Source organism: Paenibacillus vandeheii, from assembly GCF_030433635.1.
Classification (GTDB): Bacteria; Bacillota; Bacilli; order Paenibacillales; family Paenibacillaceae; genus Paenibacillus; species Paenibacillus vandeheii.
Window position 1 is genome coordinate 113,690 of sequence record NZ_JAROCD010000007.1, and the last position, 26,518, is coordinate 140,207.

At 48.3% G+C, this 26,518-nt stretch carries 28 protein-coding genes and 1 riboswitch; of the genes, 17 read left to right on the top strand and 11 right to left on the bottom strand.

From position 1 onward, the window contains the following. Positions 1-144: 144 nt before the first annotated feature. Both P5G61_RS15190 and P5G61_RS15195 read right to left on the bottom strand, forming a co-directional pair. Entirely contained in the window at positions 145-777 is a 633-nt protein-coding gene (locus tag P5G61_RS15190; protein WP_024632288.1) for a DUF5317 domain-containing protein, read from the bottom strand. 239 nt (positions 778-1,016) lie between these two features. Then, positions 1,017-2,462: a hypothetical protein gene (locus P5G61_RS15195; RefSeq protein ID WP_301247319.1), complete on the bottom strand. Its 1,446-nt coding sequence runs from the start codon at positions 2,460-2,462 to the stop codon at positions 1,017-1,019. A 276-nt stretch (positions 2,463-2,738) separates the two neighbouring features. On the opposite strand from P5G61_RS15195, the gene P5G61_RS15200 reads away from it, so the two are divergent. The 6 genes from P5G61_RS15200 (at position 2,739) to P5G61_RS15225 (ending at position 8,926) form a co-directional block, all read left to right on the top strand. Continuing rightward, positions 2,739-3,770: a BMP family lipoprotein gene (locus tag P5G61_RS15200; protein WP_301247320.1), complete on the top strand. Its 1,032-nt coding sequence runs from the start codon at positions 2,739-2,741 to the stop codon at positions 3,768-3,770. Between the two features lie 207 nt (positions 3,771-3,977). Then, positions 3,978-5,477 carry an ABC transporter ATP-binding protein gene (locus tag P5G61_RS15205; RefSeq protein WP_024632284.1) on the top strand — a complete coding sequence of 500 codons (1,500 nt, stop codon included), beginning with the start codon at positions 3,978-3,980 and terminating at the stop codon, positions 5,475-5,477. Then, positions 5,474-6,541 (top strand): ABC transporter permease, encoded by a 1,068-nt coding sequence (locus P5G61_RS15210; protein ID WP_024632283.1) that lies wholly within the window; start codon positions 5,474-5,476, stop codon positions 6,539-6,541. The genes P5G61_RS15205 and P5G61_RS15210 overlap by 4 nt, the downstream gene beginning before the upstream one ends. After that, entirely contained in the window at positions 6,525-7,448 is a 924-nt protein-coding gene (locus tag P5G61_RS15215; protein ID WP_024632282.1) for an ABC transporter permease, read from the top strand. Before P5G61_RS15210 ends, P5G61_RS15215 begins: the two co-directional genes overlap by 17 nt. A 46-nt stretch (positions 7,449-7,494) precedes the next feature. After that, positions 7,495-8,166 carry a sulfite oxidase-like oxidoreductase gene (locus P5G61_RS15220; RefSeq protein ID WP_301247321.1) on the top strand — a complete coding sequence of 224 codons (672 nt, stop codon included), beginning with the start codon at positions 7,495-7,497 and terminating at the stop codon, positions 8,164-8,166. Between the two features lies 1 nt (position 8,167). Then, on the top strand, positions 8,168-8,926 hold the full coding sequence (locus tag P5G61_RS15225) for a nucleoside phosphorylase (RefSeq protein ID WP_301247322.1): 759 nt from the start codon (positions 8,168-8,170) through the stop codon (positions 8,924-8,926). 441 nt (positions 8,927-9,367) lie between these two features. Here P5G61_RS15225 and P5G61_RS15230 read toward each other — a convergent pair whose 3' ends face one another. Then, positions 9,368-10,255 carry a LysR family transcriptional regulator gene (locus tag P5G61_RS15230; protein WP_301247323.1) on the bottom strand — a complete coding sequence of 296 codons (888 nt, stop codon included), beginning with the start codon at positions 10,253-10,255 and terminating at the stop codon, positions 9,368-9,370. Between the two features lie 214 nt (positions 10,256-10,469). Between P5G61_RS15230 and P5G61_RS15235 the strand changes: the two genes are divergently transcribed. Further along, positions 10,470-11,360, top strand: coding sequence for a DMT family transporter (locus tag P5G61_RS15235; RefSeq protein ID WP_301247324.1), 891 nt, complete (start codon positions 10,470-10,472; stop codon positions 11,358-11,360). 155 nt (positions 11,361-11,515) lie between these two features. Further along, positions 11,516-12,127, top strand: coding sequence for a hypothetical protein (locus tag P5G61_RS15240; RefSeq protein ID WP_301247325.1), 612 nt, complete (start codon positions 11,516-11,518; stop codon positions 12,125-12,127). A gap of 65 nt (positions 12,128-12,192) precedes the next feature. On the opposite strand, the gene P5G61_RS15245 is transcribed toward P5G61_RS15240, so the two are convergent. Further along, positions 12,193-12,378, bottom strand: a complete 186-nt coding sequence (locus tag P5G61_RS15245; protein ID WP_301247326.1) for an Arc family DNA-binding protein — start codon at positions 12,376-12,378, stop codon at positions 12,193-12,195. 170 nt (positions 12,379-12,548) lie between these two features. Between P5G61_RS15245 and P5G61_RS15250 the strand changes: the two genes are divergently transcribed. From P5G61_RS15250 to nfsA, 8 genes are all read left to right on the top strand, one after another. Continuing rightward, positions 12,549-12,734, top strand: a complete 186-nt coding sequence (locus P5G61_RS15250) for a hypothetical protein (protein WP_301247327.1) — start codon at positions 12,549-12,551, stop codon at positions 12,732-12,734. 97 nt (positions 12,735-12,831) lie between these two features. After that, positions 12,832-13,314 carry a GNAT family N-acetyltransferase gene (locus tag P5G61_RS15255; protein WP_301247328.1) on the top strand — a complete coding sequence of 161 codons (483 nt, stop codon included), beginning with the start codon at positions 12,832-12,834 and terminating at the stop codon, positions 13,312-13,314. A 158-nt stretch (positions 13,315-13,472) separates the two neighbouring features. Continuing rightward, positions 13,473-13,874, top strand: a complete 402-nt coding sequence (locus P5G61_RS15260) for a metal-sensitive transcriptional regulator (protein ID WP_301247329.1) — start codon at positions 13,473-13,475, stop codon at positions 13,872-13,874. Between the two features lie 48 nt (positions 13,875-13,922). Continuing rightward, complete coding sequence (locus P5G61_RS15265; RefSeq protein WP_079348675.1) at positions 13,923-14,123, top strand: copper ion binding protein; 201 nt, start codon at positions 13,923-13,925, stop codon at positions 14,121-14,123. A 161-nt stretch (positions 14,124-14,284) separates the two neighbouring features. Then, entirely contained in the window at positions 14,285-16,813 is a 2,529-nt protein-coding gene (locus P5G61_RS15270; protein WP_301247330.1) for a heavy metal translocating P-type ATPase, read from the top strand. Between the two features lie 334 nt (positions 16,814-17,147). Continuing rightward, positions 17,148-18,308 (top strand): YhgE/Pip domain-containing protein, encoded by a 1,161-nt coding sequence (locus P5G61_RS15275; RefSeq protein ID WP_301247331.1) that lies wholly within the window; start codon positions 17,148-17,150, stop codon positions 18,306-18,308. Between the two features lie 216 nt (positions 18,309-18,524). Next, positions 18,525-19,133, top strand: a complete 609-nt coding sequence (locus P5G61_RS15280; protein WP_301247332.1) for a TetR family transcriptional regulator — start codon at positions 18,525-18,527, stop codon at positions 19,131-19,133. Beyond that, complete coding sequence (gene nfsA / locus P5G61_RS15285) at positions 19,117-19,860, top strand: oxygen-insensitive NADPH nitroreductase (RefSeq protein WP_301247333.1); 744 nt, start codon at positions 19,117-19,119, stop codon at positions 19,858-19,860. Before P5G61_RS15280 ends, nfsA begins: the two co-directional genes overlap by 17 nt. 76 nt (positions 19,861-19,936) lie before the next feature. Here nfsA and P5G61_RS15290 read toward each other — a convergent pair whose 3' ends face one another. From P5G61_RS15290 to P5G61_RS15320, 7 genes are all read right to left on the bottom strand, one after another. Continuing rightward, positions 19,937-20,743, bottom strand: coding sequence for a TatD family hydrolase (locus tag P5G61_RS15290; protein ID WP_301247334.1), 807 nt, complete (start codon positions 20,741-20,743; stop codon positions 19,937-19,939). Between the two features lie 95 nt (positions 20,744-20,838). Then, positions 20,839-21,738, bottom strand: coding sequence for an ABC transporter ATP-binding protein (locus P5G61_RS15295; RefSeq protein WP_301247335.1), 900 nt, complete (start codon positions 21,736-21,738; stop codon positions 20,839-20,841). Positions 21,739-21,782: 44 nt separating this feature from the next. After that, the gene (locus P5G61_RS15300) at positions 21,783-22,541 is read right to left on the bottom strand and encodes an ABC transporter permease (protein WP_301247336.1); all 759 of its coding nucleotides are present in this window, start codon (positions 22,539-22,541) and stop codon (positions 21,783-21,785) included. Further along, positions 22,541-22,831, bottom strand: a complete 291-nt coding sequence (locus P5G61_RS15305; RefSeq protein ID WP_301247337.1) for a thiamine-binding protein — start codon at positions 22,829-22,831, stop codon at positions 22,541-22,543. The genes P5G61_RS15300 and P5G61_RS15305 overlap by 1 nt, the downstream gene beginning before the upstream one ends. 229 nt (positions 22,832-23,060) lie before the next feature. Continuing rightward, positions 23,061-24,101 (bottom strand): ABC transporter substrate-binding protein, encoded by a 1,041-nt coding sequence (locus tag P5G61_RS15310; protein WP_301247338.1) that lies wholly within the window; start codon positions 24,099-24,101, stop codon positions 23,061-23,063. 226 nt (positions 24,102-24,327) lie between these two features. After that, a riboswitch (TPP riboswitch) is annotated at positions 24,328-24,440 on the bottom strand. A gap of 142 nt (positions 24,441-24,582) precedes the next feature. Further along, positions 24,583-25,338 (bottom strand): NAD-dependent epimerase/dehydratase family protein, encoded by a 756-nt coding sequence (locus tag P5G61_RS15315; RefSeq protein ID WP_301247339.1) that lies wholly within the window; start codon positions 25,336-25,338, stop codon positions 24,583-24,585. 17 nt (positions 25,339-25,355) lie between these two features. Continuing rightward, entirely contained in the window at positions 25,356-25,742 is a 387-nt protein-coding gene (locus P5G61_RS15320; RefSeq protein ID WP_301247340.1) for a VOC family protein, read from the bottom strand. 186 nt (positions 25,743-25,928) lie between these two features. Here P5G61_RS15320 and P5G61_RS15325 point away from each other — a divergent pair, with 186 nt between their 5' ends. After that, positions 25,929-26,429: a DUF2798 domain-containing protein gene (locus P5G61_RS15325; RefSeq protein WP_301247539.1), complete on the top strand. Its 501-nt coding sequence runs from the start codon at positions 25,929-25,931 to the stop codon at positions 26,427-26,429. The last annotated feature ends 89 nt before the right edge of the window (positions 26,430-26,518 follow it).

A 26,518-nucleotide genomic window follows, 5' to 3' on the forward strand; every position in this document is an offset into this window, starting at 1 on the left:
AGGCCGCTGGCAGCCTGTTTGTCATGGTTGGCGAGTATATGTACTAGCCGCCCAGCTTGTATCCCGAAGTCAATGCAACAACGACAGAAGCTACGATGATTGCGTTGATAACGAGACGAGAATATTTAATGCCTTCGAATTTTTTCATGGAAAAGACCTCCCTTCCTTGGAGTCTGTCCGAATCTCTTCAGGCCTGATGGAATTCACTGGCTTCAAAGCTTCTCCGGTTCGATTCACCATCATGTACTGGATAAACAGGAATATGCCAATGTTCATGACCACATCGCCGATGCTGATCACCTGTGTCCTCGGATAAGGACTGGACAGCGGGATGATATCGCCCAGAAACGAAAGATGTGTGGAAGCATCCATCATATAGTGCTTGGATACAGCTCCGCCTTCGCGCAGCATGTCCACATAATAGGGCCCAAGAACAGCAGAGGCATCCACGGAAACCGGCATACGCCCCCCATTTACCGCCATGACGATGAAATTGAGGAAAACACCGATCCAGATCAGCGTGAAACCCTTGTAATGTCGATTAAGCCACAAAAATGCTAAGCCTGTGACATAAACGGCAGCAAACAGGTATCCGTTGATGGATGCAACCCAATCTAGCCTTTCCTGCAAGTAAAAGATGAAGAACTGAGCCAGCAGCAGCACCGGGAATATCCAGCCGCCTCGCAGCTTGAGAGCTGCAAACTGATGGAGACCATACCGAAATCCTCCCCGGAACAGTCCAACGATCAAGCCGAGCAGAATGCCATCGTATACCATGATTAACTCCTGTCTTACAGATATGTGTAAATGTAATTGCGTGTTTGTGTACCTATGTTATTCGACCTTTTACTGGTAAATCCTGCAATGAAATTATTTTTTTTGAGAAGAATTTTGCAAAAAAATAAAACAAAAACCGCCTTTACGAACCAATGGGTCGAATCCATGGAAAAGTTCGGTAAAGACGGCTTTATATTATGTCAAATTGCGAGTTTTAATTCATTTGGTATAGGTTCAGTTTATTCCGATTCCCCGTTCAGATAATTGAAGAACGGTTGGTCCACCCAGAAGGTGTAACTGGAAATGTCCGCATCAGGGGCCAGCTTACGGAATCCTTCTTGAATTGCCTTGGAATTCTCCTTAAGGGAGAAAGATTGTGCATAATAGTTGCCAAGCGAAATTTTATTGTTGGCGATGACTGGATATTCCGCCAGAGCGGTTGGTGAGTAATACAGCGGCTGCCACCAAGAAGCATGAATTAAGGCAGAGGTGTCATCGCTGTTCTTTTTGGCATACTTCAATATAATGTCGTTGAAGCGGGCTTTGTCCGCTGTGTTATTGAATTCAAACTGAATGTCATATTCTTTGGCATAGGCAATGTAGTTGCCATTCTCGATCTGGGTAACCTTGTAGTCCGGTGTTTCTTTGGGCTCTCCCCATTCCTTCAAATAAATGAAGGCAGAAGTCTTCGGCTGGAATTGTACGTCCGCATCGATGCCTTCACTACGCAACAATCCAATTAACTGTACCGCGTGTTTAATATCATCATGCCCGTAAGTTAAGGTCAGTTCATCGATGAAGTTGGAATCGAAGCGACTGTCCTTAAGATTGTAACCTGTAACGAGATCATCCCGCAGTGCTTGATCCACAATGGTCCGAAGTTCCGGTGCTTCGATTAGATCAGCGGTGCGATAGGCAGCGTACAATTTGGAGTAAATGTCAGTATCGCCAGAACGACCGATTTCATTTTTGTATTTGCCCTGACTGGTCAATACCCGTCCAAGCAAGATGTTGGCAAAATCAGAACTTGCTTCGCCGCCCTTACGGAGAGCGGGGTACAGGCTTTCCGGGATTAAACCGGTATCAATGGCAGCGGCCAGCTCCTGCGCGGCTTGTCCCTCAATGCGGCCTGGGCTAATGCCCAGTTTAGCAAGTGCCTTTGTTGTTTTGTCTTCAGGATATGTATAAGCCAGCTCTTTGAATCCGGCTGCTTTGACTGCGATGAAGACAGCAGCATAAGTGCTCAGTTTGTCATTGGCACGCACTTCCGTACCGGACAGGATACCGTTGTTATATAAGGAAACGGCAGCTTTATACGCAGAATCATTGGAGTTCAAATCAGTAAAGGCAGGAGCCTTAATTTCACTGTCACTTGCTTCATCTGTAGCAGGTGCAACTTGACCTGTTCCAAGAATGGCAGCAATTGCTTTGATGAAGTCACCCTTGGTTAACTTCTGAGGCAATTGGATATTGTATTTGGCCTGCAGGAATTGGGCGTAATCGGCTGCACTCTCGGTATAGACTGAAGGAGCTTGTGCTACCGGTCCTTTAACCGCCTGTGAGGTAGTTTCTCCGGCGGGAGTAGCCGATGCTGCGGATGCCGAAGCGGGCAAGCTGAAGCTGCCGAGTGTAACCGGAGCAGCGAGCAGAGCGGCCAGTGTGAGCTGGGTGATTTTTTTTTTCAAATGAATAGCCTCCTCAAAATAGGATTGGAAAATAAACAAGCTTGCGTTATAATTCTGACAAAACCTATCTGAATATAATAATTGGATTGACTTTAGCATGGAGCGGCTTCGGATGTCAACGGAAAAAACCTTGGTTTAGAGCGCCTTCCGACGCTTTGTAGAATGTAAATCAGCTATTTTATTCCATTTAGTGTATACGCTCAAAGATTTATTGACAAGGATCGACAGTATCCGCTAGGATTATAAAAAAGAATTGTGAAAAGGGGAAAGTTCAAAATGAAAAGAGGTTTATCGTTCGTCTTATCGATCATGATGGTAGCTATTTTGCTGGCGGCTTGTGGAAATTCCGGTTCCAAAGACGAACAATCGGCTCAAGGTGGCGACAGTGAAAAATCACTGCGCATGGCACTTGTCCTTCCTGAAAAAATTGGGGTCAACCCGTTCTTCGTACAGATGGATGAAGGTTTCAAAAAAGCAGGCGAGGAATTCAAGGTAGATACCAAAACGATCGAATCGACTGACCCGGCTGCATTTGAGCAAAATCTGCGTGCTGCAGTAGCTGAGAACTATGATCTGATTATTACAGCAACTTTCCAAGCAGAAGATGCATTGAAAAAGGTTGCTGCCGAGAATCCGGACAAGTCCTTTGCCATTGTAGACACAACCGTTGACCTGCCTAACGTTCGTAGCGTTGGTTTCCATGAATATGAAGGAGCGTACCTGCTTGGTGCAGCTGCTGGACTGTCTACTAAAACAGACAAAGTCGGCATGATTGCTGCGATGGACGTTCCATTAATCAAGAAATATACAGAAGGTTTCAGAGCCGGTCTGGAATCGGTTAACCCGGATGCGGAATTCCTCGTGAACTATGTTGGTGGATTCAATGACCCGGCCAAGGCAAAAGAGCTGGCGTTAGTACAATTCGGCAAAGGCGCTGACTTCATTGCTGGGGCATCTGCTGTAGGCGATCTGGGTGTGTTCGAAGCCGCGAAGGAAAAAGGCTTCTATACTTCCGGTCAGGATACGGACCGTACTGTTGAAGATCCGGAACATATCGTACTGTCTCAATTGAAGTCGACCGATACGGTTGCTTATCAGACCGTGAAGGATTTCGCAGAAGGAAACTTCAAAGCGGGTGCTGTAAATTATGGCTTGAAAGAAGATGGCGTAGGCCTGACTTATGTAACACGTGATAGCGAATCTCCATTGAATGCTTTTGTTGGACAAGAAGTAATCGACAAGGTTAAAGCGATCAAGGATGATATCGTATCCGGCAAAATCGTTGTGAAAGATCCTTTGCAACAGTAGTAATCTTTGTTTCATAGGATGGATTAATTGAGTTGATCAGCCGGCTGCCCGATCAGGCAGCCGGTTTTGCTGCTATTACAATGAACTATATATGTTCTACTAAACATTTACCCGATAACAGCAATCGGAAGGTTGTTCTGTCATCGTAGTGGCTAGTGTAAATATGCTTTAGTTGAACGTATATAGACCGAGAGGAGAGAACGCGAGATGCTGTTGGAGATGGAGCAGATTACGAAGAAATACGGCGGCTTCACCGCTAATCGGGACATCCGTTTTAATTTGCGAGAAGGAGAGATTCATGCCCTCGTGGGTGAGAACGGAGCCGGTAAAACAACCCTGATGCGCATGTTGTATGGAATGGAACAACCGACATCAGGCACAATCAAAGTTCGTGGACGTGAGGTAAGCTTCGCTACCCCGTCTCAGGCCATGGCAAGCGGTATCGGCATGGTGCACCAGCATTTCATGCTGTTTCCTTCCTTTACGGTTGCTGAGAACATCGTGATCGGCCGTGAACCGTCTGCTGCAGGTGTATTTGACCGCAAACAGGCAGCGGCCCAGGTGAACGAGCTGGGCAGAACGTATGGCATGCCAGTTGATCCGTGGAAAAAAGTATTTGAGTGCCCTCTGGGTATGCAGCAGCGAGTTGAAATTCTCAAGGTGCTGCATCAGGGCGCAGATATCATTATATTGGATGAACCTTCAGCGGTACTGACACCGCTGGAAGTGAAAGAATTGCTCGCGAATATGAAGTCTCTAGCCAAGCTGGGCAAAACCTTTGTATTGATCACGCACAAGCTGCAGGAAGTCATGGATGTGGCAGACCGGATCACGGTTCTTCGTGATGGTCAGGTGACAGGTACGCTGGAAGCGAAAGATACGAATGTGGAGGAGTTATCCCGCTTAATGGTTGGACGCGAGTTGGTACGTATGGACAAGCAGCCATCCGTTCCGGGAGAAGCGGTGCTTCAGGTGGAAGCAGTGAGTCTGTCAGGGGCAGAGGATCGTTCCGCACTCAAGGATATTCATTTGGAAGTTCGGAAAGGTGAGGTCGTTGGAATCGCGGGTATTTCCGGGAACGGTCAGTCTGAACTAATCCAGATCATTGCCGGACTGCGCAAGTCGGATAGCGGCCGCGTCCTGCTGTCAGGGCAGGATACGACAAACTGGCCGGTGCGTCGCATTCGGGAACTTGGACTTGCCCATATCCCGGAAGACCGTTATATGTGGGGAGCGGCGAAGGATGCAAGCGTTCGTGAGAATGGCTTGATGGGCCATCATCACCGGCTTCAATCACGCGGTATCATTAAAGCAAAGGCAGCACGGACCATGGTGGAGAACTGGATCAAGCAGTTCAGCATCAAGACGGGTTCTGCGGAAACGAAGGCACAGTTCCTTTCCGGTGGTAACTTGCAGAAGCTGATTGCCGCACGTGAATTTGCCCAGGATACACCGTTTCTCATTGCGGCTGAACCTACACGGGGTGTAGATATTGGAGCGATGGAAACGATTCATGCCGAATTGCTGCGCAAACGGAATGAAGGTGCAGGAATTCTGCTCGTTTCATCCGAATTGTCCGAGATTTTGCAATTATCCGATCGAATCATTGTCATGTATGAAGGCGGAATCGCTGGGGAACTGAAGGCAGATGAAGCAACAGAAGAACAGATCAGCTTGTTGATGGCAGGAGGGAAAGAGCGGATATGAATCGGGTAAAAGAAACACTTCGCGGACTCGTACAGCCGCTGCTTGCCGTATTCATCGGTTTGCTGGCAGGTGCTGTAGCCATTCTGGTCGTAGGCGGGTCCGTGGTGGATACGTATGCGGAGATGTGGAAAGGGGCCTTCGGCAACTTCTACTTCTTCACCAACACATTAGCGCGTTCGACGCCAATTATTCTTGCGGGACTGGGCGTAGCACTGGCGTTCCGCGCCGGATTTTTCAACATGGGTGCCGAAGGACAGATGGTTCTCGGCGGACTTAGTGCAGCGCTGACGGCGCTCTACCTGCCGGGTCCAGGCTGGTTTGTCTGTATTGCAGCCATTGTGGCAGGGATCATTGCCGGTGGAGTGTGGTCGCTGTTTGCCGGTTGGCTGGATGCTCGTTTCGGCATGAATCTATTGATCACAACGCTGCTGCTCAATTATATTGCGATTTATTTTGGAGGATACATGGTATCCTATCCGTTCAAAGACCGCACCGGATCAGCGGCGATGGCCCAGACGCCAATGATTGATCAGAGTGTCTGGCTGCCGAAGCTGTTCCAGGGCATGGGACTGCATGCCGGATTCATCATTGCTATCGTAGCGGCTATTCTCATCTACTGGTTCACACACAAGACGGTAACGGGTTATGAGATCCGCATGCTGGGTAGTAATCCTTCCTTTGCAACCTATGGCGGCGTGCGCCGCATTCGCATGATGATGCTGTCCATGATCATTAGTGGCGGACTTGCAGGTCTTGCGGGTGCAGGCGAAGTGTTGGGTACACAGTACCGTTTCCTTGATGGCTCGTTGTCATCTGCAAGTTATGCATGGAGCGGCATCATGGCAACCTTGCTTGCCCGCTCGCATCCGCTAGGAACAGCTGTGGCTGCAATTCTGCTTGCAGCGTTGCAGACAGGTGCCATGGGGATGGAACGAAATACGGATGTGCCGCTGGAAGTCGGCAGTGTCATCCAAGCGGTGTTGACGTTATTTGTATCGGCTCAGATCGGTTATTCATTCCTGAAGCGGAGAAAGGAGAAAAAGTCCAATGCAACAACTGTTTGATGCAGCCATGTTTGGCTCTACTCTGCGGATTATGACGCCGATTCTGCTTGCAGCGCTCGGCGGGGCTTTGTGCTCCCGTGTCGGTCTGTTCAACGTGGGTCTGGAAGGACTCGTACTGATCGGCGCTTTCTCCGCTATTGTTGGTAACTATCTGTTCGGTAATGTACTGCTGGCCGTCATATTCTCGATTGTGATCGTTATGTTGTTCTCTGCGCTATTTGCCTTTATCAGTATTAATCTGAAGGCCAACGCGATAGTAGTCGGGATCTCGCTTAATTTTCTGGCGACAGGACTGACGACTTTTGCGCTACGGGCGATTTTTGACGTGAAGGGTGCGTACTACGACAAAGATATGGTGGGACTCCCCAAATGGGATATCCCTCTTATTAAGGACATTCCATGGGTAGGTGATGTCATCTCAGGGCATAGCCCGCTGGTGTATCTTGGAATTATTATCGTGATTGCCTTGCAATTTTATCTGTTCAAAAGTGTCTCCGGGTTCCGTCTCCGCTCGGTTGGCGAGAATCCGGTAGCAGCACAGAGCATCGGCATCAAGGTGCGCGGCATTCAATATGGTGCAGTCCTGATGTGCGGTGTACTGTGCGCTTTGGCGGGTGCGCAGCTATCACTTGGTCAGGTTACGATGTTTACCGAAGGTATGACCGCAGGTCGCGGTTTCATCGCATTGGTAGCGACCATGCTGGGGCAAGCGAATCCGCTTGGCGTTATGGGGTCCAGTGTGCTGTTCGGGTTCATGGAAGCACTCAGTATCCGATTGCAGGGCTTCGCGCTGCCAACTCACTTTACCATGATGCTGCCGTATATTGTGACACTGGTGGCGATGTTCTTTTTCAAAGATCGTACCTACGCACAGGATGCACTGAAAGCGGGCGGAAGCTCGCGTTAATTCCTGAATGTTATGCTGAAAGCATATAAAGAAGGAGGAATCACACATGCATAATAAGGCTGAACGTCTGAAAAAAACGAAAAGCCCGGCACCCAAAGCGGGTGCTGAGCACGGAGACCGGCTGCCGCCGGGGCAGGTACTGACCGAGAAGTTCCCGATTTTGCATGAGGGCGAATTGCCGGAATATGACCTCGCGACCTGGGATTTGAAAGTATTCGGCGAGGTTGAAGAGGAGAAGGTGTTCTCCTTCGCCGAGCTTCAGGCGATGCCTCAAGTGAACACGGTGAGCGACATTCATTGTGTAACCCGCTGGTCGAAGTTTGATACACCGTGGGAAGGCATCCGATTCTCGGATTTCATCAAGCTTCTTGGTGTCAAACCGGAAGCAAAATACGTCATGATCCATGCGGATCACGATTACGAGACGAATGTTCCGCTCGAAGAACTGCTGCATGACGATGTGCTACTTGCCTTTAAATTTAACGGTGAGCCGCTCACACCAAAGCATGGTTATCCATTGCGCTTGGTGGTTCCTCAACTCTACTTCTGGAAGAGCGCGAAGTGGACACGGGGGCTGGAATTCATGAAAGAAGACCGCAATGGCTTCTGGGAAGTTAATGGTTTCCACCATTTTGCCGATCCGTTCAAGGAGCAGCGCTTCTCGGGTGAAGATATTCCGATTCCGGAAGACGAATGGACGAAGAAGGAGTTTGATTAAGATGTTGATGCCTATTTTGCAAATTCATTCCGAAGATATGCCTGCATACGCCATTGTCTGTGGGGATCCGGCACGTGCGGAGAAGATTTCCCGTAAGCTGGAGCAGGCGAAAGAACTGGCGTTCAGCCGGGAGTATCGCACATTTGTTGGATTATACGAAGGTATACCCATGGCCGTGGTCAGTCATGGCGTAGGTTCACCCGGAGCGGCTGTTTGCTTCGAGGAACTGATCCGTGCAGGGGTAACGACCCTGATTCGTGTAGGTACAGCGGGCTCGTATACCGCTGATTATCCTGCGGGGAGCGTTATCGTCAGCACGGCCGCTGTGCGTACGGACGGGCTGACACGTCAGCTCGTACCGGATGGTTTTCCTGCGGTAGCAGACCTTGGCGTTACACAAGCGTTAATTGAGGCTACTCGTGAGCATGCAAGTGGAACGGATGCTTCGAGTGCGGGTAAAGTTGGTGTGGGCATTACCGTTACGCTGGATGCATTCTTCACTGGGGTGGAAGAGATTCCTCACCGCAAGTACAAGCAGGCGGGTGCTCTTGCCGCTGAGATGGAGATTGCAGCGCTCTACATTGTCAGCACACTGCGCGGTGCTCGTGCCGGGGCGATTGTCGCTATCGACGGTTTTGCAGACAGCGACCTGGCGGCAGAGTATGATCCGCATACAAATGCGGTAGCCGATGCGGTTGAGCGTGAGATCGAAGCGGCGCTGCGCGCGCTGGCTGCACTTGCTCGCCAGGATCAGGCGTAAAGCTGAGATCCTCAGGGCATTTTGTAGTACTACTGCTGGTGAAATTGCAAAATACGCAAATGATGTCCACCTGAGGTGGACTATATAAAGGGGCGCCCCATAAGGTCATGAACATGACCTAGGGGGCGCCCTTTTGAATTTGGGATAGGGGAGAATGGCGCTACATTAACTTTGGCAGCCATGATCGTGACTGAAACTGTAACTGTAACCTTTATACCATCCCGTCTCAACAACCGAAGCCGCAATATTTTTAACGAATTCAGCAGGTCTTATTATGGGGATTTAGGCAAATTTGGCGAATCAACAAATCGTAGACACGTTATTTCCCTGTTACTAACCTTGTTTCATGGCTTTCTATCAGTTTCTATCTGCATAACGCGTCTGGTGTTCGTAAGATTATCCAATCTGCGTTATATGCCACAATAAGGTGCAATCGATTCGTTAGCGTTGTCCAAACAATTGCTGTGCCGTCTCAATAAATAACCGGGATGCGGGAGAAGCATCAACAAGTGAAGGAACGGCAATCTCGATATTCCTGTAGGCTTTCGGCTCCGTGGGGAGTGCTTTGACACGTGGAGGCAGCCAGGATAGAGAGATTACAGGCAGCATAGAGGTTCCGAGTCCTTGCTCAATCATGCTGAGACAAGTGTTCACGTTATACACCACAAATCCGAAATTTAACTCTGCATCTGCTCGATTGAATAGGTCAACAATCGGTACTTCGTAACCGCCTTTGCAAATGATCATAGGGTGATTGTCCAGCATTTGTACAGGTAATACCTCCAGATTCGCAAAAGGCTCATCGTCCCGAAACACCGCGAGAATCTCCTCACTATAAAGCGGAAGCGTCTCATAAGCCATATCTACTGGCTCTTTGTCTGTTGCAATAATGAGAGCCACATCAATGGCCCTTGAGCTTAACCATTCCTGAATTTCAAGGATGTTCCCCTCGTACAGCTCAAATTGAATCTGAGGATAGCGGTCTCGAATGGAGCGGATAATTTTCGGCAGCAGATGGGCGGATGACATGGGGAAAGAGCCAATGCGAATCGTACCAATCTCAAGCCCTTTCTCAGCGGCAACGACCTGCTGTACCTTATCAAATTGTTGTAAAATCCGGCGGAAAATGACCAAAATTCGCTGCCCCACATCCGTAAGCACGATGCCGTTCCTACGATCTCGTATGATTAGAATGACATCGAGTTCATTCTCCAGAGAAGAGATAGCCCTGCTGACTGCGGGCTGTGTCATATTCAGTTCTTGGCCTGCACGGGTGAAACTTCCCGTTTCTGCAATTTTCACGAATAACTGCAACTGTGAATTGTTCATATCAGATTTGGTATGCTCCTTATGATTAACATGCATTTCAATTATTATGATCATTATTGTATCATGGAGAAACGGAACGATCAAAGAACAGATAGATATGGATAACGGGTCTGGATCGACGTCCAAATGGGTTGCAGGCACAGACAGAGCGCGGGACAAAGAGTACGAAATTAAACTGTTCCTGTAGATGTGTGCCGGATAGGAGAATAAACATATGGCTTTATCACGTGCAAAAGCAGGCTGGGTCCTGGTTTTTCTGGTACTCATGTGGGGAGTAAACTGGCCCCTGACCAAATACGCATTAAATTTTACACCACCGCTTATATTCGCAGGCATGCGCCTGTTAATTGGGGGCTTGGTGCTGGGATTGTATGCTTTTCCCCGCTACAAAACGCTGAGACTGAAACAAACTTGGCATATCTATGCCATATCTGCGGTGCTTAATATCATCTTCTTCTACGGCTTTCAGACCGTGGGGCTGACGGAAGTGCCGGCAGGATTATTTTCATCCATTGTGTTCCTACAGCCTGTGCTGCTTGGGATCGGGGCCTGGTTGTGGCTGGGCGAGTCCATGTATGGAATGAAAATCGCCGGATTGGTGCTCGGTTTTGCAGGAGTGGCTACGATCAGTATAGGCGGCATGACAGGCAAAGTTTCACCTGAAGGGGTTATGCTTGGGCTGTTTAGTGCAATTAGCTGGGCGATCGGGACCGTATATATGAAGCGAACTTCAATGAAGGTCGATGGAATCTGGATGACAGCCATTCCGATTCTAATCGGTGGAGTTGTACTGACCTTAACGGGTACGGTCACAGAGAGCTGGGCTGACGTACAGTGGGTGCTTCCTTTTATACTGGATATGCTGTTTATCTCGGTGTTTGTCATTGCGTTGGGCTGGCTCGCGTTCTTCAAACTGGTCAGCTCCGGCGAAGCCAGCAAGGTAGGATCATTCACATTTCTGATTCCGCTGATTGCCCTGTTTTGCAGTGTACTGTTCCTGGGAGAGTCGGTGACGGTCAATCTGATCGCAGGTCTCGTTATGATCATAGCCAGCATCCTGCTTGTGAATGTTAAAGTAAAGGGCAGCAAGGTGGCGAAAATCTAAAGCTATGCGGTGAACTTTCTCGAATCGGCTGTTGCAGCTGAAAGGGAAGGTTCACCGTTTTTTTTGGTTAAACCTAGAAAAGAAGAGGGGATGCAGATGCCATAGCGAATTGTATTTGCATGTGGTATTTCATTAAATTAGGAGGGTGATTGAATATGGGCTGGAGTGAATTTCGTGAAATCCCTAATGAATATAATGAAGAAGTACAGCAGATTGATGGGCAACTACTGAAGTTGGTTGCTGCAAGAAAGAATATAACCGGAGCTGTCCAATATCAGCCCCCTCAAGATACCATCGATCAATGGGTAAAGTTATTGGATATGAAGGAGGAAGATATTCGATATGTTCTCCGTAGTGTGCAGCCCATGCCACAACGGCATTACTTTCCACGTGAGCCCCTTCAATTAACGGGTGTTGTGCCGATCATGAAGAAAACGATTAAAGATTCGTGTGAGTACATCATTACACATTCGATGCAGTATGAAGGCGAAAGTCTCGTATATGTGGAAATTCAATATAAGGGAAATGAGTCTGAACGTATACAGTTGGTGCCACACTTGGCTCTTGAGGTGTTGAGCGGACAGAGACATATGACTATGAGACAAGGCAGTCGTGGAGGAGGTGGGGAGACACAATTGAGTTTCCGAGTAGTTCCTGCCCTGCCTTTTTCTCTGGAAAACGTTCAATTCTCTTTAATTCCTTCTATACCAGAGTTGGAACACAAATTGGAGGAAGTCACTTTGGATAAACAGGTGGACTTCAATTAACAGGACTCAGGAAATATCATGAAAATGACGTATGGATGATGCGCATGTAATCTCGTGCGCACGATCTATACGTCATTATGTTTATCCGGGGAAATAACGCCTTTCTCCTTTTCAAAGTCTTCAATATGCTTCTCAATCAAATACTCAATTTGCATCGCGATGGACCGTTTGTTTTTGTCAGCGATCACTTTAATTTTCTCAAAATTCGTTTCTCTTAGCCTAAGTGTAAAGACTCTTTTATCTGTAGCCATGAAATATAAAACTCCTCTAAGAATGATATTAATATTGTAGTATTACAAAATTATTCAATATACAATCATATTGACATCGAAGTGATATCACGAATGACAATGAAAAAATTGGGTAAGTTATATATAGGAACATCATAATAACGATGAAATAATAGAAGGAGGACTCCAACATGACACAACAGAACAATCAACCTCAGGATGAGGCGGCAATTCGCAACAAGCTGGATGAAGACGGGGATTCCTTGATGGAGAAAAAGAAAATTTTGAGCGGTGTAGATATTGAGCCGCAAGCGGACGAATGGTCTGCCAAACCGTCACCTGTAGCATTTGATGAAGGTAAATCATCTGAAGAATAGTAGAACCAAATATAGCTTGAAATAAAGCGGGTACCGTTAAGGTATCTGCTTTTTATTGTATAATCATGGGAAACGTTTGTGAAAGGAGAATGTGAAGATGAGTGTGATTAATATTAGACGGGCTGTCATGGGGGATTATACGGGAGTATCTGCATTAATGGATGAACTTCATCAGTTGCATGTAGAAGCCAGGCCAGACGTTTACAGAGAGCTGCAGAAGAGAATGAGCGAAAAGGAATATGAACAACTAATGGAGACGGAACATCGTTATCTCTATGTTGCGGAATTGCTGGATCAAGGTGAGATTGTTGGATATGCAAGTGCACAGCTGAATGTTATTCAGAATGTGAATTTGTTAAAGGATCGAAAGATGCTGTACATCAATGAAATCATCGTTGGCAGCAAGCATCGCGGACATGGGACAGGCAAACGGTTGATGCAGGAGTTAATCGAGCTTGGCAAAGAAATTCAGGTCGACAGCGTTGAACTGACAGTATCTACATTCAATACCGGAGCTCAGGCTTTCTATGAGCAATTGGGCCTGGCTGTGCGCAGCAGCAGAATGGAATACATATTATAGTCCGCCTGTACGGAGACTAATGGGGATGTCTGGGTGCAATACTGCAATCGTAGGAAGCATGGTAAGCATCCATTTTGAATAAAATAATGAAATAATCTTGCATACCCCCATGGGGTATGTTACTCTTATATCAGAACGAAAGAAAAGGGGTGTTCGTGATGGAACATCAGAGCCATCCCAAGGAACCTTTGGAGTCATCCGTAACAGAGGTGAACGAAGTTTCACAGACAGATGATCAGCAAGCCAATTCATGTCATACGGCAGGAAGTGACGGGAAGCATGTGCGCAAGAGCCATCACTCCCAGGAGATGAAGGGCAATCTGATTTCCCGTTTGAACCGCGTTGAAGGACAGATTCGCGGGATTAAGGGATTGATCGAGAAGGATACCTATTGTGATGATGTGCTGACGCAGATCGCTGCGGCTCAGTCTGCTCTCAATTCGGTTGGCAAGCTGTTGCTGGAAGGTCACATGAAGAGCTGTATTGTTGAGCGCATTCAAGCCGGAGAGCATGAGGTTGTGGATGAATTGTTGGTGACGGTAAGGAAGTTAATGAAGTAATTATTTTTGAATGAACTCATCATTTATATATCCAAGGAGGAACTATCCATGTCTAATATTACGTTGAACGTTACAGGAATGTCTTGCAATCACTGTGTGAAATCGGTTGAAGAAGCCGTGAAGAATGCGGGAGCGAATGGTAAGGTTGATCTGGCAGCAGGAACTGTCGCAGTTGAATATGACGAGCAAAAAGTCAATGTGGATCAGATTAAGGCAGCCATTGAAGATCAAGGGTATGACGTAGTCTAATCATTGCAGGCTTAAACTGAACTTCCCCTTACATGGAAAGGAACTCAACAGAACTTTTCCAATAAATGAGTTCATGGTTTAAGCCTGATTTTTTGTCTTTTATATACCCCTTGGGGGTATTGAACACGTAGAAATATTTTATTAAGAAAGGAGCTACCCTCATGGATAAATCATCAACAACGGAAACCGTATCGGCATCAGAACCCATACCTTCACCGGAAGAAGCGGGATTACAGACAACACTGCAAATTACAGGTATGACCTGTGCTGCCTGCTCTACACGAATTGAGAAGGGGTTGTCCCGAATGGAAGGGGTCAACCAGGCGAATGTTAACCTCGCCATAGAGCAAGCAACGGTTTCCTATGATCCAAAGACAACGAACATCAATGCATTGCGGGATAAGGTGGAGGCGCTTGGCTACGGTACAGTAACGGAATCGGTGGATCTGGACATTACAGGTATGACCTGTGCTGCTTGTTCTGCTCGAATCGAAAAGGGCCTCTCACGTTTACCGGGTGTAACCCGTGCGAACGTGAATCTGGCACTGGAGAAAGGACATGTGGAATACGTTGCCGGAGCATTGAAGGCATCCGATATTACGGCGAAGATCAAGCAACTTGGTTATGGAGCCGAGCTGCAACAGACGCAAGAAGAGACAAAATCCGTGCGTGAACGTGAGTTGCAGCGCAAAAAATGGAAGTGGATGATCTCTGCCTTGTTATCTTTGCCCCTGTTGTGGGCGATGGTAGGCCATTTTTCGTTCACATCCTGGATATGGGTACCCGACTTGTTCATGAATCCATGGTTCCAGCTGGTACTGGCAACTCCGGTGCAGTTTGTAATTGGCTGGCAGTTCTATGTGGGCGCCTATAAAGCGCTGCGTAATGGCAGTGCCAACATGGATGTACTGGTTGCTTTGGGTACAAGTGCAGCTTTCTTTTACAGTCTGTATCTGACCCTGACCAGTGGCAGTACAGCTTCGACCATGATGGATCATGGCGGGGCAGGAATGACTACAGCAACCATGCCAACAGTAGAGCTATATTATGAGACGAGTGCGATTCTGATTACGCTGATCCTATTGGGAAAATGGTTTGAGGCCGTAGCCAAGGGGCGCTCCTCTCAGGCGATCAAAAGCCTCATTGAACTGGCTCCGCGTGAAGCCAGAGTGATTCGTGATGGTCAGGAGGTTGTTGTACCGTCGGCGTATGTCGCGGTAGGTGATCTGGTTCTCGTGAAACCCGGAGATAGTATTCCGGTGGACGGCGTCGTGGAGGAAGGACAGTCTTCTGTCGATGAATCCATGTTAAGCGGAGAGAGCCTGCCCGTTGATAAAAAACCGGGAGATACCGTTACAGGTGCTACGCTGAACAAAAATGGAGTATTAAGACTGCGTGCGACTAGAGTAGGCTCAGACACGGCGTTATCGCAGATTATTAAAGTGGTTGAGCAAGCGCAGGGCTCCAAAGCCCCCATTCAGCGGATTGCAGATGTGATCTCCGGTATCTTTGTTCCGATTGTAGTAGGCATTGCAGCAGTGACGTTCCTGATCTGGTATCTGTTTGCGAGTCCGGGTGATTTTGCCGGTTCGCTGGAGAAGGCGATTGCTGTACTGGTGATTGCCTGTCCTTGTGCGCTTGGACTCGCAACCCCAACGTCCATTATGGCTGGATCAGGGCGTGCGGCGGAATATGGTGTGTTGTTCAAAGGCGGCGAACATTTGGAATCGGCACAGCAGATCCAGACCGTTGTGCTGGACAAAACAGGTACAGTTACCCAAGGGAAGCCTGTGCTTACGGATGTGGTGACGGCTCCAGAATGGACGGAAGCAGAGCTGCTGCAACGGGTGGGAGCGGCAGAGCAGAGTTCGGAGCATCCTTTGGCTGAAGCGATTGTGGAAGGAATCAGAGGTAAGGGTCTGGGACTGACCCAGCCAGAGCAATTCGAGAACATACCGGGATATGGTGTGCGGGCCCGGGTTCAAGGACAAGAGATCCTGGTCGGGACACGCCGACTGCTTACGGATGCGAAGGTGAATGTCTCTGAGGAAACCATGCAGCAGATGAACAACCTTGAAGAACAAGGGCGCACTGCGATGCTGATCGCGGTGGATGGCCAATGGGCAGGGATCGTTGCTGTGGCTGACACCATCAAGGAAACTTCACGAGAAGCCATTAAGCGGCTCCAAGCCATGGGAATTGATGTCATCATGATTACGGGAGACAATGAGCGAACAGCTCGCGCCGTGGCAGAACAGGCTGGAATCGATAAAGTGCTGGCTGAGGTATTGCCTGAGGGCAAAGCGGCCGAAGTGAAGAAACTTCAGGAGAGCGGTCTCAAGGTAGCGATGGTTGGGGATGGAATCAACGATGCTCCAGCCCTTGCTACAGCCGATATTGGTATGGCGATTGGAACCGGAACCGATGTAGCGATGGAAGCAGCCGATATTACGCTGATGCGTGGCGATCTGAACAGTATTGCAGATGCGATCGAGATGAGCCGACGCACCATGGGCAATATCAAGCAGAATTTGTTCTGGGCACTTGGTTATAACGTAATTGGTATTCCTATTGCAGCGGTGGGCTTTCTGGCCCCTTGGTTGGCAGGTGCAGCAATGGCCTTCAGCTCTGTGTCAGTTGTACTGAATTCGCTGCGTTTGCAGCGAATGAAACTGAAACGGAATGATTAATTGCCCTGTATGGAAGGGCTCAACGTTTCTTTCTTTTTTTCAAATCATAAATAAAAGCACGGTCCGTGGCGACGGGTCGTGTTTTTTTGTTGGAAAAATGGCCTGAAAGGTTAAAGCAAAAGTCCGTTCCTTGTTAGTAGAAGACGGGCATATGAAGGGATGTCCTTTTATGAAAAGAATGACTACGGTTTGCGAAAGACATCTTTATCTTTTCTGAACCTTTCAGAAATTAATTGACAATATAGACATATGGATTTAAAATTTAAAACAATCGTTTGATTCAAACAATCGTTTAAATCAAATTAGAACTATCTAGTAATGGAGGACATCATTTATGTTACAGGCTTTACGCGTGTTATTGAAAAAACCACCAGTAATTGTAGGGATCGTGACGGCGCTTATGTTCCAAGTGATCTTTAGCGTGATCTGGATGACAGCATATTCCGGAGTGAATGACCGGATGAAAGAATTGACGGTTGCCGTTGTCAATGAGGACGGGGAACAGTCCAAGGGGATCGCAGATCGCATGGCCGAGACGCTTCCTTTTCATACCGTATCTAATCTGAGTGCCGCTGAAGCGCTGGATGAGTTAAACCATCGCAAGATTCATATGGTGCTGAATATTCCGGCAGGGTTTAATGAGCTGATTCAGACAGCCGGTTCCACTGCCGAAATTAAGTACACCATTAACGAGGCGAACCCGGTTACGATTAAAAGCATGATGCAAGGCGTGTCGCAAAGCGTGACGAACACGATTAACAAGCAAGCAACAGCTCAGGGTGTACAGACGGTGCTGACGGCCACAGGAGCGCCTGCGGATCAGGCTGCTGAAGCTGCTACCAACCTGACTACCCGTGTGGAAGGTACAACCACTTCAATCAATCCGGTTAACGGCATGAATAACCAGATGGTTCCGATGATGATGGTACTGGCCTCTTATGTGGGAGCCATGATCATGGGTATGAACCTGCAGACAGCGATGGGTATGCTGTCCGCTACTTACTCCCGTTTAACTCTGTTTGGCGCAAGAATGGTCATTAACATTGGGTCTGCCCTGATCGTATCTCTGCTCGGTTCTTCGTTAATCGTTGCGCTGGGTGGACAGATTGAGCAAGGATTTATCTCTTTCTGGTTGTTCCAGGCGTTGTTCCTGTGCACGTTCATGTTCTTCTCCCAGTTCTTCCTGATCTGCTTCGGACCGGCGGGAAGCCTGTTCAATATCATTTCACTGTCTCTGCAACTGGTATCTTCCGGTGCAATGGTGCCACGTGAATTGCTGAACAGCTTCTACAGCGGCATTGGGCAATATCTGCCTGCAACGTATGCAGTTCAAGGTATTCTGAGCGTTCAGCTCGGAGGACCTGGTGTCCAAGCGGCAGCTGGATCGGTTGCTATTGTGCTGGTCATTGCAGTAGCCCTCTCCCTGGTAGTGACGTTGTTGAGAAAACAACGCATGCCAGCCGGGGTACCAAGACCGGCTCCAATGAACAGCTAATATTCCAGACGTAATGATCTTCATAGGATATGATCAAGCACCCCGGTGATTTTCACCGGGGTGCTTGGTTTAATAAGTAGGTTGAGACTTGCAGGATTGCAGACGGCAAACCTTGCACTTTGATGCACAAACTTTCATAATGAAACGATAGAGCAGTCTTGCTGCAGCCCGGTGAGCTGGAGCATATGAATAGAACGGACAAGAGGAGCGGAACGAATGACGGAACCGGAATTGGATATCAAGACGAGGATTCTGCTTGCAGCCAAGAAACTTTTTGCACAGCAGGGGTATGATGGGACAAGTGTTCGTCAAATCTGTGATGAGGCGGGTGCGAATGTGTCGCTGGTCTCGTATCATTTTGGCGGCAAAGAAAAGGTGTTCGAAGCATTATTTGAGCACTTTTTTCCTGATCATATGATGAACGAGTTGGCTGCAGAGTCCATGTCCTCGCCTGTGGAAGGTATCCGACGAATCATAGGTGAAGTCGTAAAGTTCACGATGACGGACCGGGAGATGAGCGATATTGTACAGCTGGAAATTACGCTTCGTACTCATCGCACAGATACCGTGTTTCGCTTTCTGGACCCCGTCTGGACCCGAGTGAGGGAACTGCTGCGAGAAGGCAAGGAGCAGGGCTTGTTCCAAATAGAGTCCGTGTCTTATGCGATGCTTCAGGTGATGGGTGTGGCTTTGGCGCACAAACGGGCCAAGAATTCACGGTTTAGCTTTGACTATCAGCACATGAATACAGATGAGCTGGCCGAGCAAACCATTGAATTCGTATTACGAGGATTAGGAGTGAATGGAAATGAACGAAACCATTGAATTGATGATGAAACACCGCTCTGTACGGAAATTCAAGCCAGACCCGGTAAGCGAGGAACAGCTGGCAGCAATCGTGGCAGCCGGGCAGATGGCTTCCTCTTCAAGTAGTGTACAGGCTTATACTGTAATTGCTGTTACCGAACAGGAGCAGAAGGCCAAATTGGCTGAATTGGCGGGTAATCAGTCTTACATCAACGAATGTCCTGTGTTTCTTGTGTGGTGTGCTGATCTTTATCGTCTGAGTGATGCTGCTAAACGTCACTTGCCGGAGAAGGAATCCTATGAGGACTCCACTGAGAACTTTATGGTAGCGACAATTGATGTTGCGCTTGCTTCACAAAATGCGGCGCTTGCGGCAGAGTCGTTAGGTTTCGGTATTGTCTATATTGGCGGGCTGCGTAACCGCATTGAAGAAGTCAACGAAGTGTTAGGCTTGCCTGAAGGTGTCTATCCGGTCTACGGCATGTGCATTGGCGTAGCGGATCAGGAGACGGGCATTCGTCCGCGTCTGCCGCTTGATGCGGTGCTTCACCATGGTCGCTATAATGCTGAGCAGACGCTCAAGGGCGTAGAGAGCTATGACGAAACGACCGCTGCATACATGAAGGAGCGTACCCAGGGGGAACGTTCGACACCATGGTCCGAAATGATGGCGAAACGTCTCACAGAGCCGGTACGCTTGCAGATGAAGCCTTTTCTCGAAGGTAAAGGGTTCCTGAAGCGTTAAAAAGTGAATTCCAAAGAAGTCAGTACGGCGGATGCCGGCTGACTTCTTTTTTTGGTGCTTTACATATAAATACCGTCTAAGGAAGACCGTAGAAGCGTTTCGTATTCTGATAAAAGAGGCGCGCAGCCCGCTCTGTGCCCATACCAGTCACTTCGCTCCAGGCTTGAATGACCTGTCTGGTCATGGCAGGGTGAGTCATTCTTCCCTGAAAGGGCCCCTCGAAAGGCCAAGGTCCATCGGTCTCTGCCATAACTTGCTCCGAAGGATACTGGCGGGCCAGTTCGCGAATTTCCTCTTCATAGATGATATCGGGTGTGAATGAGACGAAGTGTCCGTTGTCAGCCATTCGCTGGACGGTCCGCTTGGAACCTTTGAACCAGTGAAAATGAGCGCGGCGATGCTGATATTGCTCCAGCAGGTCACAGGCGATATCGGCATCCTCGTATACAGCGTGCAGTACAATCGGTTTACTGTGCCGCTTCGCCAGCTGGATAAATCGCTCCAACAGATCGATATAGCCGCTCTGATCAAAGAGTTGTCCGGATTGTTCGGCTTCCTGTCGGTTGTAATAAGGCAATCCAACTTCCCCAATCGCTATAGCTTGTCCGATATACTTTTCGATCCAGTGGAAGAACAGATCCAGCTCTGCCAGGGACGGCAGGTCCTGTTCAGGGTGGAAACCAAAGGCTGGATATACGGCACGAGGGTATTGTGAAGCTAGTTCCAGGTTGGCTTGGGCAGATGCCAGATTCATGGAGACGGCGATGACGGCTTCAACTTGGTGGGATGAGAAGGAATGCAGCATCTCGCGTTGTTCTTCAGGTGTATATTTGTCCAAGTGAAGATGTGCATCGATCAAGGGTACAAAAGCGGTTGAGTGCATGGATAAACCCCTCCTTTTTGTCTTTTACCAATGTTACGCAGCGTAGTCTCTCTTGGATCACCCATTTCAGGAAAATAATAACTCAAAAACCCGCACTATTTGGATAGGCGGGTCTTCTGTTGTTCTTCTCTCATCCACTGGGAAATTTGCCGCTTACGCTCAAGAAAAGCAGGTTCCTCCGTGATCGCTTCGCGCCGCGGACGTTCAAAGGGAACATCGACCTCGTGCAGTACGGCTGCAGGCCGGTTCGATAAAACATAGATGCGATCAGCAAGCAGCAAGGCTTCCTCGATATTATGCGTAATGAACAGCACCGAGCGGCGATTCTGTTCCCAGATTTCGAGCAGCCAGCGCTGCATGTCGCTGCGGGTCAGTGCATCCAGCGCACTGAAAGGTTCGTCCAGCAGCATCAGTTCCTGTGGACTGAGCAGGGCGCGCAGAAATGCAACCCGCTGCTGCATGCCGCCCGATAACATATGCGGATAGGCTCGTTCGAATCCGGCCAGTCCGACACTGCCCAACCACTTCCGGGCATTGGCAAGCGCTTCGGATCGTGGCGGTGTGTCCGCAGACACCTCGCCAGCAAGCAGCACATTGTCTTCAATGGTACGCCATGGGAAGAGGGCAGGCTGCTGCGGCATATAACTGATCTTGCCGCGCTGTCCAGTAACATCCTGACCATTCATCAGAATTTGGCCCTCCTGTGGTTTCAGCAAGCCACCGATGATGTGGAAAAGGGTGCTTTTGCCGCAGCCGGAAGGACCGACGATGGCTACAAATTCTCCTTGTTCCACGGTCAGGGACAAACCATCCAGAACGGGTAATGTGCTACGCCGCTCGCGGAACGAGGCATGCAAATTCTGAACTTCCAACGCTGGCGATGAATGTTTAGCAGTTAAAGCCACTGCTTCATGTTCAGGACCTCTGCTACCGGTTGGAGTGGTTGTACTCGCATCCGGCGCAGCAGCTACCCGCTCGTTGTGTTCGGGTGTCATCTCGTCATCACTTCCTAACCCTTTATATAGAGCATATTTCAAAATTATCGCTTCTGCGGTCGCCAGCGAACGAGCAGCTTCTCCAGTAGCGCAATGAGCAGGAAGAGCAGCAGACTCAGTGCCACAATAATCATGATCGCTACGAACAGACGGTCCGTCCGATAGGCCGATTTTTGCAGCATCATATAATACCCGATGCCCTTATCTGCTCCAATCCATTCCGCGATGATCGCACCCATGACGCTGTACGTAGCGGCAATTTTGATCCCTGAGAACACCGAAGGCAGCGCATGTGGAAGCTCAAGCTTCCAGAAAATTGAGCCGCGTTTGGCGCCAGCCATGCGCATGTAGTTCATCATCGCCGCATCGGTGCGGGTCAACCCGTCCATGGCAGCTACAGCCACCGGGAAGAAGCAGACCAGAATGATGGTAATCAGTTTGGGCAGCAGCCCAAATCCGAACCAGATCAGCAAGAGCGGTGCAAGCGCGATGGTCGGTATATTTTGACTAAGAATAAGTAAAGGATAGAGGGCAGATTTCAGAAATGGAATCAAATGCAGCACCATCGCAATCAGTAATCCCGTAAGTGTACCTGCTGCGAACCCGATCAATGTCAGCTGGATGGTTGCCCATGCGTGTATGCCAAGTCGCTCGGCTTGAGAGGCCGCTTCATTTGCGATGTCAGAAGGCGCAGGCAGCATCCATTTCTCGATATGAAACAGGGAGACGGCTCCCTGCCATACGGCTATAAAGAGAATAACCGCCACAAAGGGCGGCCATACGCTTTTCCAATAGGCATGCATTAGCGATATTTCTCCGTCAGGCTGTCCATGCTGAAGCCGCTCGGGCTATGAGCGATCTTGATCTGTGAGATGATGCTTGGGCTGCCGGCTTCCACAAGAACTTCATGCATTTTGCGAACAACCTCCAGCAGTTCCTCCAGTTCTCCCTCCATCGTGGTATCCAGTGGATTGACCTGATATTTCAGGCCTGACTGTTGAATAACTTCAATGGCACGGTCAACGTAAGGATAGGAATTTTCGCCATTTGGCGTTTTGGGAATGACTTGGATGCTAAGTAGTGTGCTTGCCATGAAAGATCACTTTTCCTTTCGGGTTGGATTGTATAAGTTGAACATAGGGAATGTACACTTTACCACTTCGATTGCAGTACCCTCTTCCGATCGCTGTTATCCCCGGATTTTTTGATTTCATTTTCCGCATGGGGAAAATCCGGGGATAAAGGCGACCACTTCGTTTCTACAGATGGGTTCTGCACTCTTCGTTCTTGTGTACATAATGTTAACTTATACAGTTAGATTTTTATTGGGGTAAGAACTCGTTTGTATACGCTTTGGACACATCTACCTGCTCATCAAGCAGTTTTTTGCTAAACATCCAATCCGTGTAGTTCTGCCATACTTCCTGCTTCTGCTCACCCCAGCGCGGTGCATCATCCTGATATTTTGGACTCAGCCACTTCTGGCTTGCGAGTACAAGATCCTTATCCAGATCCGGTACGGCCTTAATCAAAATGTTGGCAGCTTCTTCGGGATGTTCAATCGCATATTGATATCCTTCGGAAGTCGCTTTCAAGAACGCTTTAACCAGCTCGGGATCATTCTGAATCGTCTGTTCATTCGTCACAAGTACAGGTGTGTAGTAGTCCAGTGCTTCGGAATAATCCTTTACATACAGCATGTCGATTGGTTCTCCGCGAAGTTCGGCTTCAATGCCCGTCCACGCGTAGAAAATCCAGGCAAAGTCGATATCACGTTTTACAGCGGTGAAAAAGTCTGCATCGCCCATGTTAATATTTTTCACTTTGGATACATCGGCGCCTTCGCCTTCCATAATGGACTGCATCACGGCTTCTTCTACCGGGGAGCCCCAGCCCCCATAGGTTTTGCCTTCAAAATCTTTTGGAGACTTGATGCTCCGATCCACCGGAGCGGCAAATCCGGACGTGTTATGTTGAATGACTGCAGCGATGGACACAAGTGGTACGCCCTGTGTGCGGGCCTGGGTCACACTTTCCTGATAACTTACGCCAAAAGGCACTTCGTTCGAAGCCACCATGGTATCCGCGCCTCCGGCACCTGGCTGTACAATCTCGACATTTAAGCCTTCTGCTTTATAAAAACCTTGATCTACGGCCGCATACAGGCCGGTATGATTCGTATTTGGTGTCCAGTCCAGCACGACTTTAATATCCTTGAGGGCTGTATTGTCACCTTCAATGCTATTTTGGGTGTTGCTGCTGCCGTTCTCTCCTGAAGGTGCAGCTTCTTTGCTGCCGCAAGCGGCCACAGTTACCAGCATCACGCACAAAAGCAGCAGTCCCATCATTTTACGCCATCTCATCTTTGAATCTCTCCTTCATGTTGTCCGGCCAGTGGCGCGGGGTACTCCTTGGCTTCATATCCAAGCTTCTTGCATAAATCGACAGATTTATACCAGCTATGATCCGGATGACGTCACTTTTTTTAGCTCTCTGGCTATATAAAAGAACATTAAAAAAGCGCCCCGTTAATCCGGGACGCGTGCAGGCGTTAGAGATGTGGCACTCAGCAAAGAGGCTGGGCTGGGCCAATTCGATATACTCCGATTCCTACGCTGGCATGATCCAGATCAGGTCTAAGGGTCAGTATCTTGGTGGGATACACTCTCAGCCGGCCAATTCCGACTCCCCTGGGAAACTATGAAGTTACGGGCATTACTAGGTGTAATTATAGGCGAGAGGCCGATGCATGTCCAGTCAGGAACTGGATGGAAGAGTACAGCGCTCAAAATGACCCTTATACATTCGCATAACGACCTCTCTTGATGTGTCATTTTTAACAATTTACCGTGGTGTATCGTATAGGGATATCTGACTGAGTGCAAAAGCATCTGATTTCGGGTCATATCCTACCTGTTTCTGTGTGGCTTCCAGATTCAATCGTTTAAACCGATTATTTGAGATCCCATGAAGTATGGTGAAGGGCTCCAGATCTGTAGCTGTAATTGCTTTGAACACCAGATCACACAAGTCAGCCGGACTAATATACGCGCTCATATCCCTTGCCTCCAGAGGCGGACCATCCGGTTGAAAATCATCATATGCCCCAATACGTATCGCAACACTTTGTAACCCCTCGGTATACGCAAAATAGGAAGCGAGTGATTCACCAAAACATTTGCTAACTCCGTACAAATTCCGCGGGCGTGTGGGCATGTCCGGATAGACTTGAGCATCAATGGGATACCCCTCAATCGTCTGTGCGCTGCTTGCCAGAATGACTCTCCGCACTCCTTGGTCTTTAGCTGCACGGAATACATTAAATGTACCTTTGATATTGATGTCCAACAACGATTCATAGAACCCTGCATGCGGGGAAGGATCTCCCGCCAGATGTACAACCACATCCATGCCTTCGCAAGCGTGCTGACAGGCTTCGGGATCTGTCACATCAAGTGCGGTAATCTCATGGCTTGTCTCTTGATACGTATGCAGTCTGTCTATATTCAAATCCGTTAGTCGCAGGTGAAATGCTTCTGACAAGTGTTTGGACAAATCACGTCCAATTTTTCCGGCTGCGCCGGTAATTAAAATGTTCATCAAATCAGCTCCAATTCTTAGCGCTGGAAGAACTCAATCCATTCCTTTTCAGGTCCATAGATGAAGAAATAACGGTAACCATTAGGCAGTGCAATGATCTCTCCATCAATAAACTCGGCCTTGGTTGTCTTAATGCGGTTGTATTCGGATTCAAGGTCATCGACATGGATGGCAAAATGGTGCACCGTTCCTTCGGAAGGCAGCTTGTCACTGTATCCCTGAATCAACTCAATCTCAGTCTCGTTGCTTCCATTGAAGCCGAGAAAGGCGAGCTGAATGACGCCGTTGGTATGAGTTACCCGGTCTTTCAATTCAAGACCAACAATCTCCGTATAGAAACGGAGTGTGGTCTCCAGATCACGAACGGCGATGCCGACGTGGTCAATGCGCTTTTGAAAACTCATATTCAGAATCCTCCTATATTCAGTGAATCTTTTCTACCATTTTAAGGGATATCATAGGGCTGTAACCCTGGGTTGTCAAATCGGATTTTAATGTTGGGAAAATTATAATTGTTCACATAATGTTCACTTATGAAGAAGGGGTTGTGATCTCTATAATTACGAAGGTAAACAGAAAGGATGAGAGCATTGCCAACAACGAAGAAAGAACATATTTATTTTGGATTGATGATGTGCACAGGGATGGTTGTCGTCATGATGACCTTCAATTTATTGAAAAATGGTTTGATTGGTTCGATGTCCCCGTTAGAAATACTGTTTCAATTTGTATTGTGTTTTATCGTCGCTTTTCTGGTGGAATCCTTCATAGTCGGACCTGTAGCGCAGAAAGTGGCTTTCTCATTACCGTTCGACAAATCCAACAAGGTACTCGGCATTCTGGCTATCTCAGGTTGCATGGTTGTAGGAATGGTGCTGATCATGTCTCTGTACGGCATGGTTACGGCCTATTTGGCCAATCAATTGGAGGGGAAATCACTGCTTGAGACATACCTTCATACCATACTTCGTAACTTTAGTCTGGCCCTGCCTCTACAGATTCTTATCATAGGCCCACTCGTTCGCTTCATATTCGGTAAATTCATCAAGGGTAAAGGGGTTGCAATTCCCGTCGTTAATAAGGGAGCTTAACAGGATGTGCAAAAATTTGCATTGGGTGATCCAAGTAATTAATAAAGTATTTCCTGGGTAATCGTCCATTGGTCTAAGATACCAGAGTC

Coding starts and splice junctions, on each gene's coding strand:
- P5G61_RS15190 (WP_024632288.1), bottom strand. CDS start 777: ATGGTATACGATGGCATTCTGCTCGGCTTGATCGTTGGACTGTTCCGG.
- P5G61_RS15200 (WP_301247320.1), top strand. CDS start 2,739: ATGAAAAGAGGTTTATCGTTCGTCTTATCGATCATGATGGTAGCTATT.
- P5G61_RS15205 (WP_024632284.1), top strand. CDS start 3,978: ATGCTGTTGGAGATGGAGCAGATTACGAAGAAATACGGCGGCTTCACC.
- P5G61_RS15210 (WP_024632283.1), top strand. CDS start 5,474: ATGAATCGGGTAAAAGAAACACTTCGCGGACTCGTACAGCCGCTGCTT.
- P5G61_RS15215 (WP_024632282.1), top strand. CDS start 6,525: ATGCAACAACTGTTTGATGCAGCCATGTTTGGCTCTACTCTGCGGATT.
- P5G61_RS15220 (WP_301247321.1), top strand. CDS start 7,495: ATGCATAATAAGGCTGAACGTCTGAAAAAAACGAAAAGCCCGGCACCC.
- P5G61_RS15225 (WP_301247322.1), top strand. CDS start 8,168: ATGTTGATGCCTATTTTGCAAATTCATTCCGAAGATATGCCTGCATAC.
- P5G61_RS15230 (WP_301247323.1), bottom strand. CDS start 10,255: ATGAACAATTCACAGTTGCAGTTATTCGTGAAAATTGCAGAAACGGGA.
- P5G61_RS15235 (WP_301247324.1), top strand. CDS start 10,470: ATGGCTTTATCACGTGCAAAAGCAGGCTGGGTCCTGGTTTTTCTGGTA.
- P5G61_RS15240 (WP_301247325.1), top strand. CDS start 11,516: ATGGGCTGGAGTGAATTTCGTGAAATCCCTAATGAATATAATGAAGAA.
- P5G61_RS15245 (WP_301247326.1), bottom strand. CDS start 12,378: ATGGCTACAGATAAAAGAGTCTTTACACTTAGGCTAAGAGAAACGAAT.
- P5G61_RS15250 (WP_301247327.1), top strand. CDS start 12,549: ATGACACAACAGAACAATCAACCTCAGGATGAGGCGGCAATTCGCAAC.
- P5G61_RS15255 (WP_301247328.1), top strand. CDS start 12,832: ATGAGTGTGATTAATATTAGACGGGCTGTCATGGGGGATTATACGGGA.
- P5G61_RS15260 (WP_301247329.1), top strand. CDS start 13,473: ATGGAACATCAGAGCCATCCCAAGGAACCTTTGGAGTCATCCGTAACA.
- P5G61_RS15265 (WP_079348675.1), top strand. CDS start 13,923: ATGTCTAATATTACGTTGAACGTTACAGGAATGTCTTGCAATCACTGT.
- P5G61_RS15270 (WP_301247330.1), top strand. CDS start 14,285: ATGGATAAATCATCAACAACGGAAACCGTATCGGCATCAGAACCCATA.
- P5G61_RS15275 (WP_301247331.1), top strand. CDS start 17,148: ATGTTACAGGCTTTACGCGTGTTATTGAAAAAACCACCAGTAATTGTA.
- P5G61_RS15280 (WP_301247332.1), top strand. CDS start 18,525: ATGACGGAACCGGAATTGGATATCAAGACGAGGATTCTGCTTGCAGCC.
- nfsA (WP_301247333.1), top strand. CDS start 19,117: ATGAACGAAACCATTGAATTGATGATGAAACACCGCTCTGTACGGAAA.
- P5G61_RS15290 (WP_301247334.1), bottom strand. CDS start 20,743: ATGCACTCAACCGCTTTTGTACCCTTGATCGATGCACATCTTCACTTG.
- P5G61_RS15295 (WP_301247335.1), bottom strand. CDS start 21,738: ATGACACCCGAACACAACGAGCGGGTAGCTGCTGCGCCGGATGCGAGT.
- P5G61_RS15300 (WP_301247336.1), bottom strand. CDS start 22,541: ATGCATGCCTATTGGAAAAGCGTATGGCCGCCCTTTGTGGCGGTTATT.
- P5G61_RS15305 (WP_301247337.1), bottom strand. CDS start 22,831: ATGGCAAGCACACTACTTAGCATCCAAGTCATTCCCAAAACGCCAAAT.
- P5G61_RS15310 (WP_301247338.1), bottom strand. CDS start 24,101: ATGAGATGGCGTAAAATGATGGGACTGCTGCTTTTGTGCGTGATGCTG.
- P5G61_RS15315 (WP_301247339.1), bottom strand. CDS start 25,338: ATGAACATTTTAATTACCGGCGCAGCCGGAAAAATTGGACGTGATTTG.
- P5G61_RS15320 (WP_301247340.1), bottom strand. CDS start 25,742: ATGAGTTTTCAAAAGCGCATTGACCACGTCGGCATCGCCGTTCGTGAT.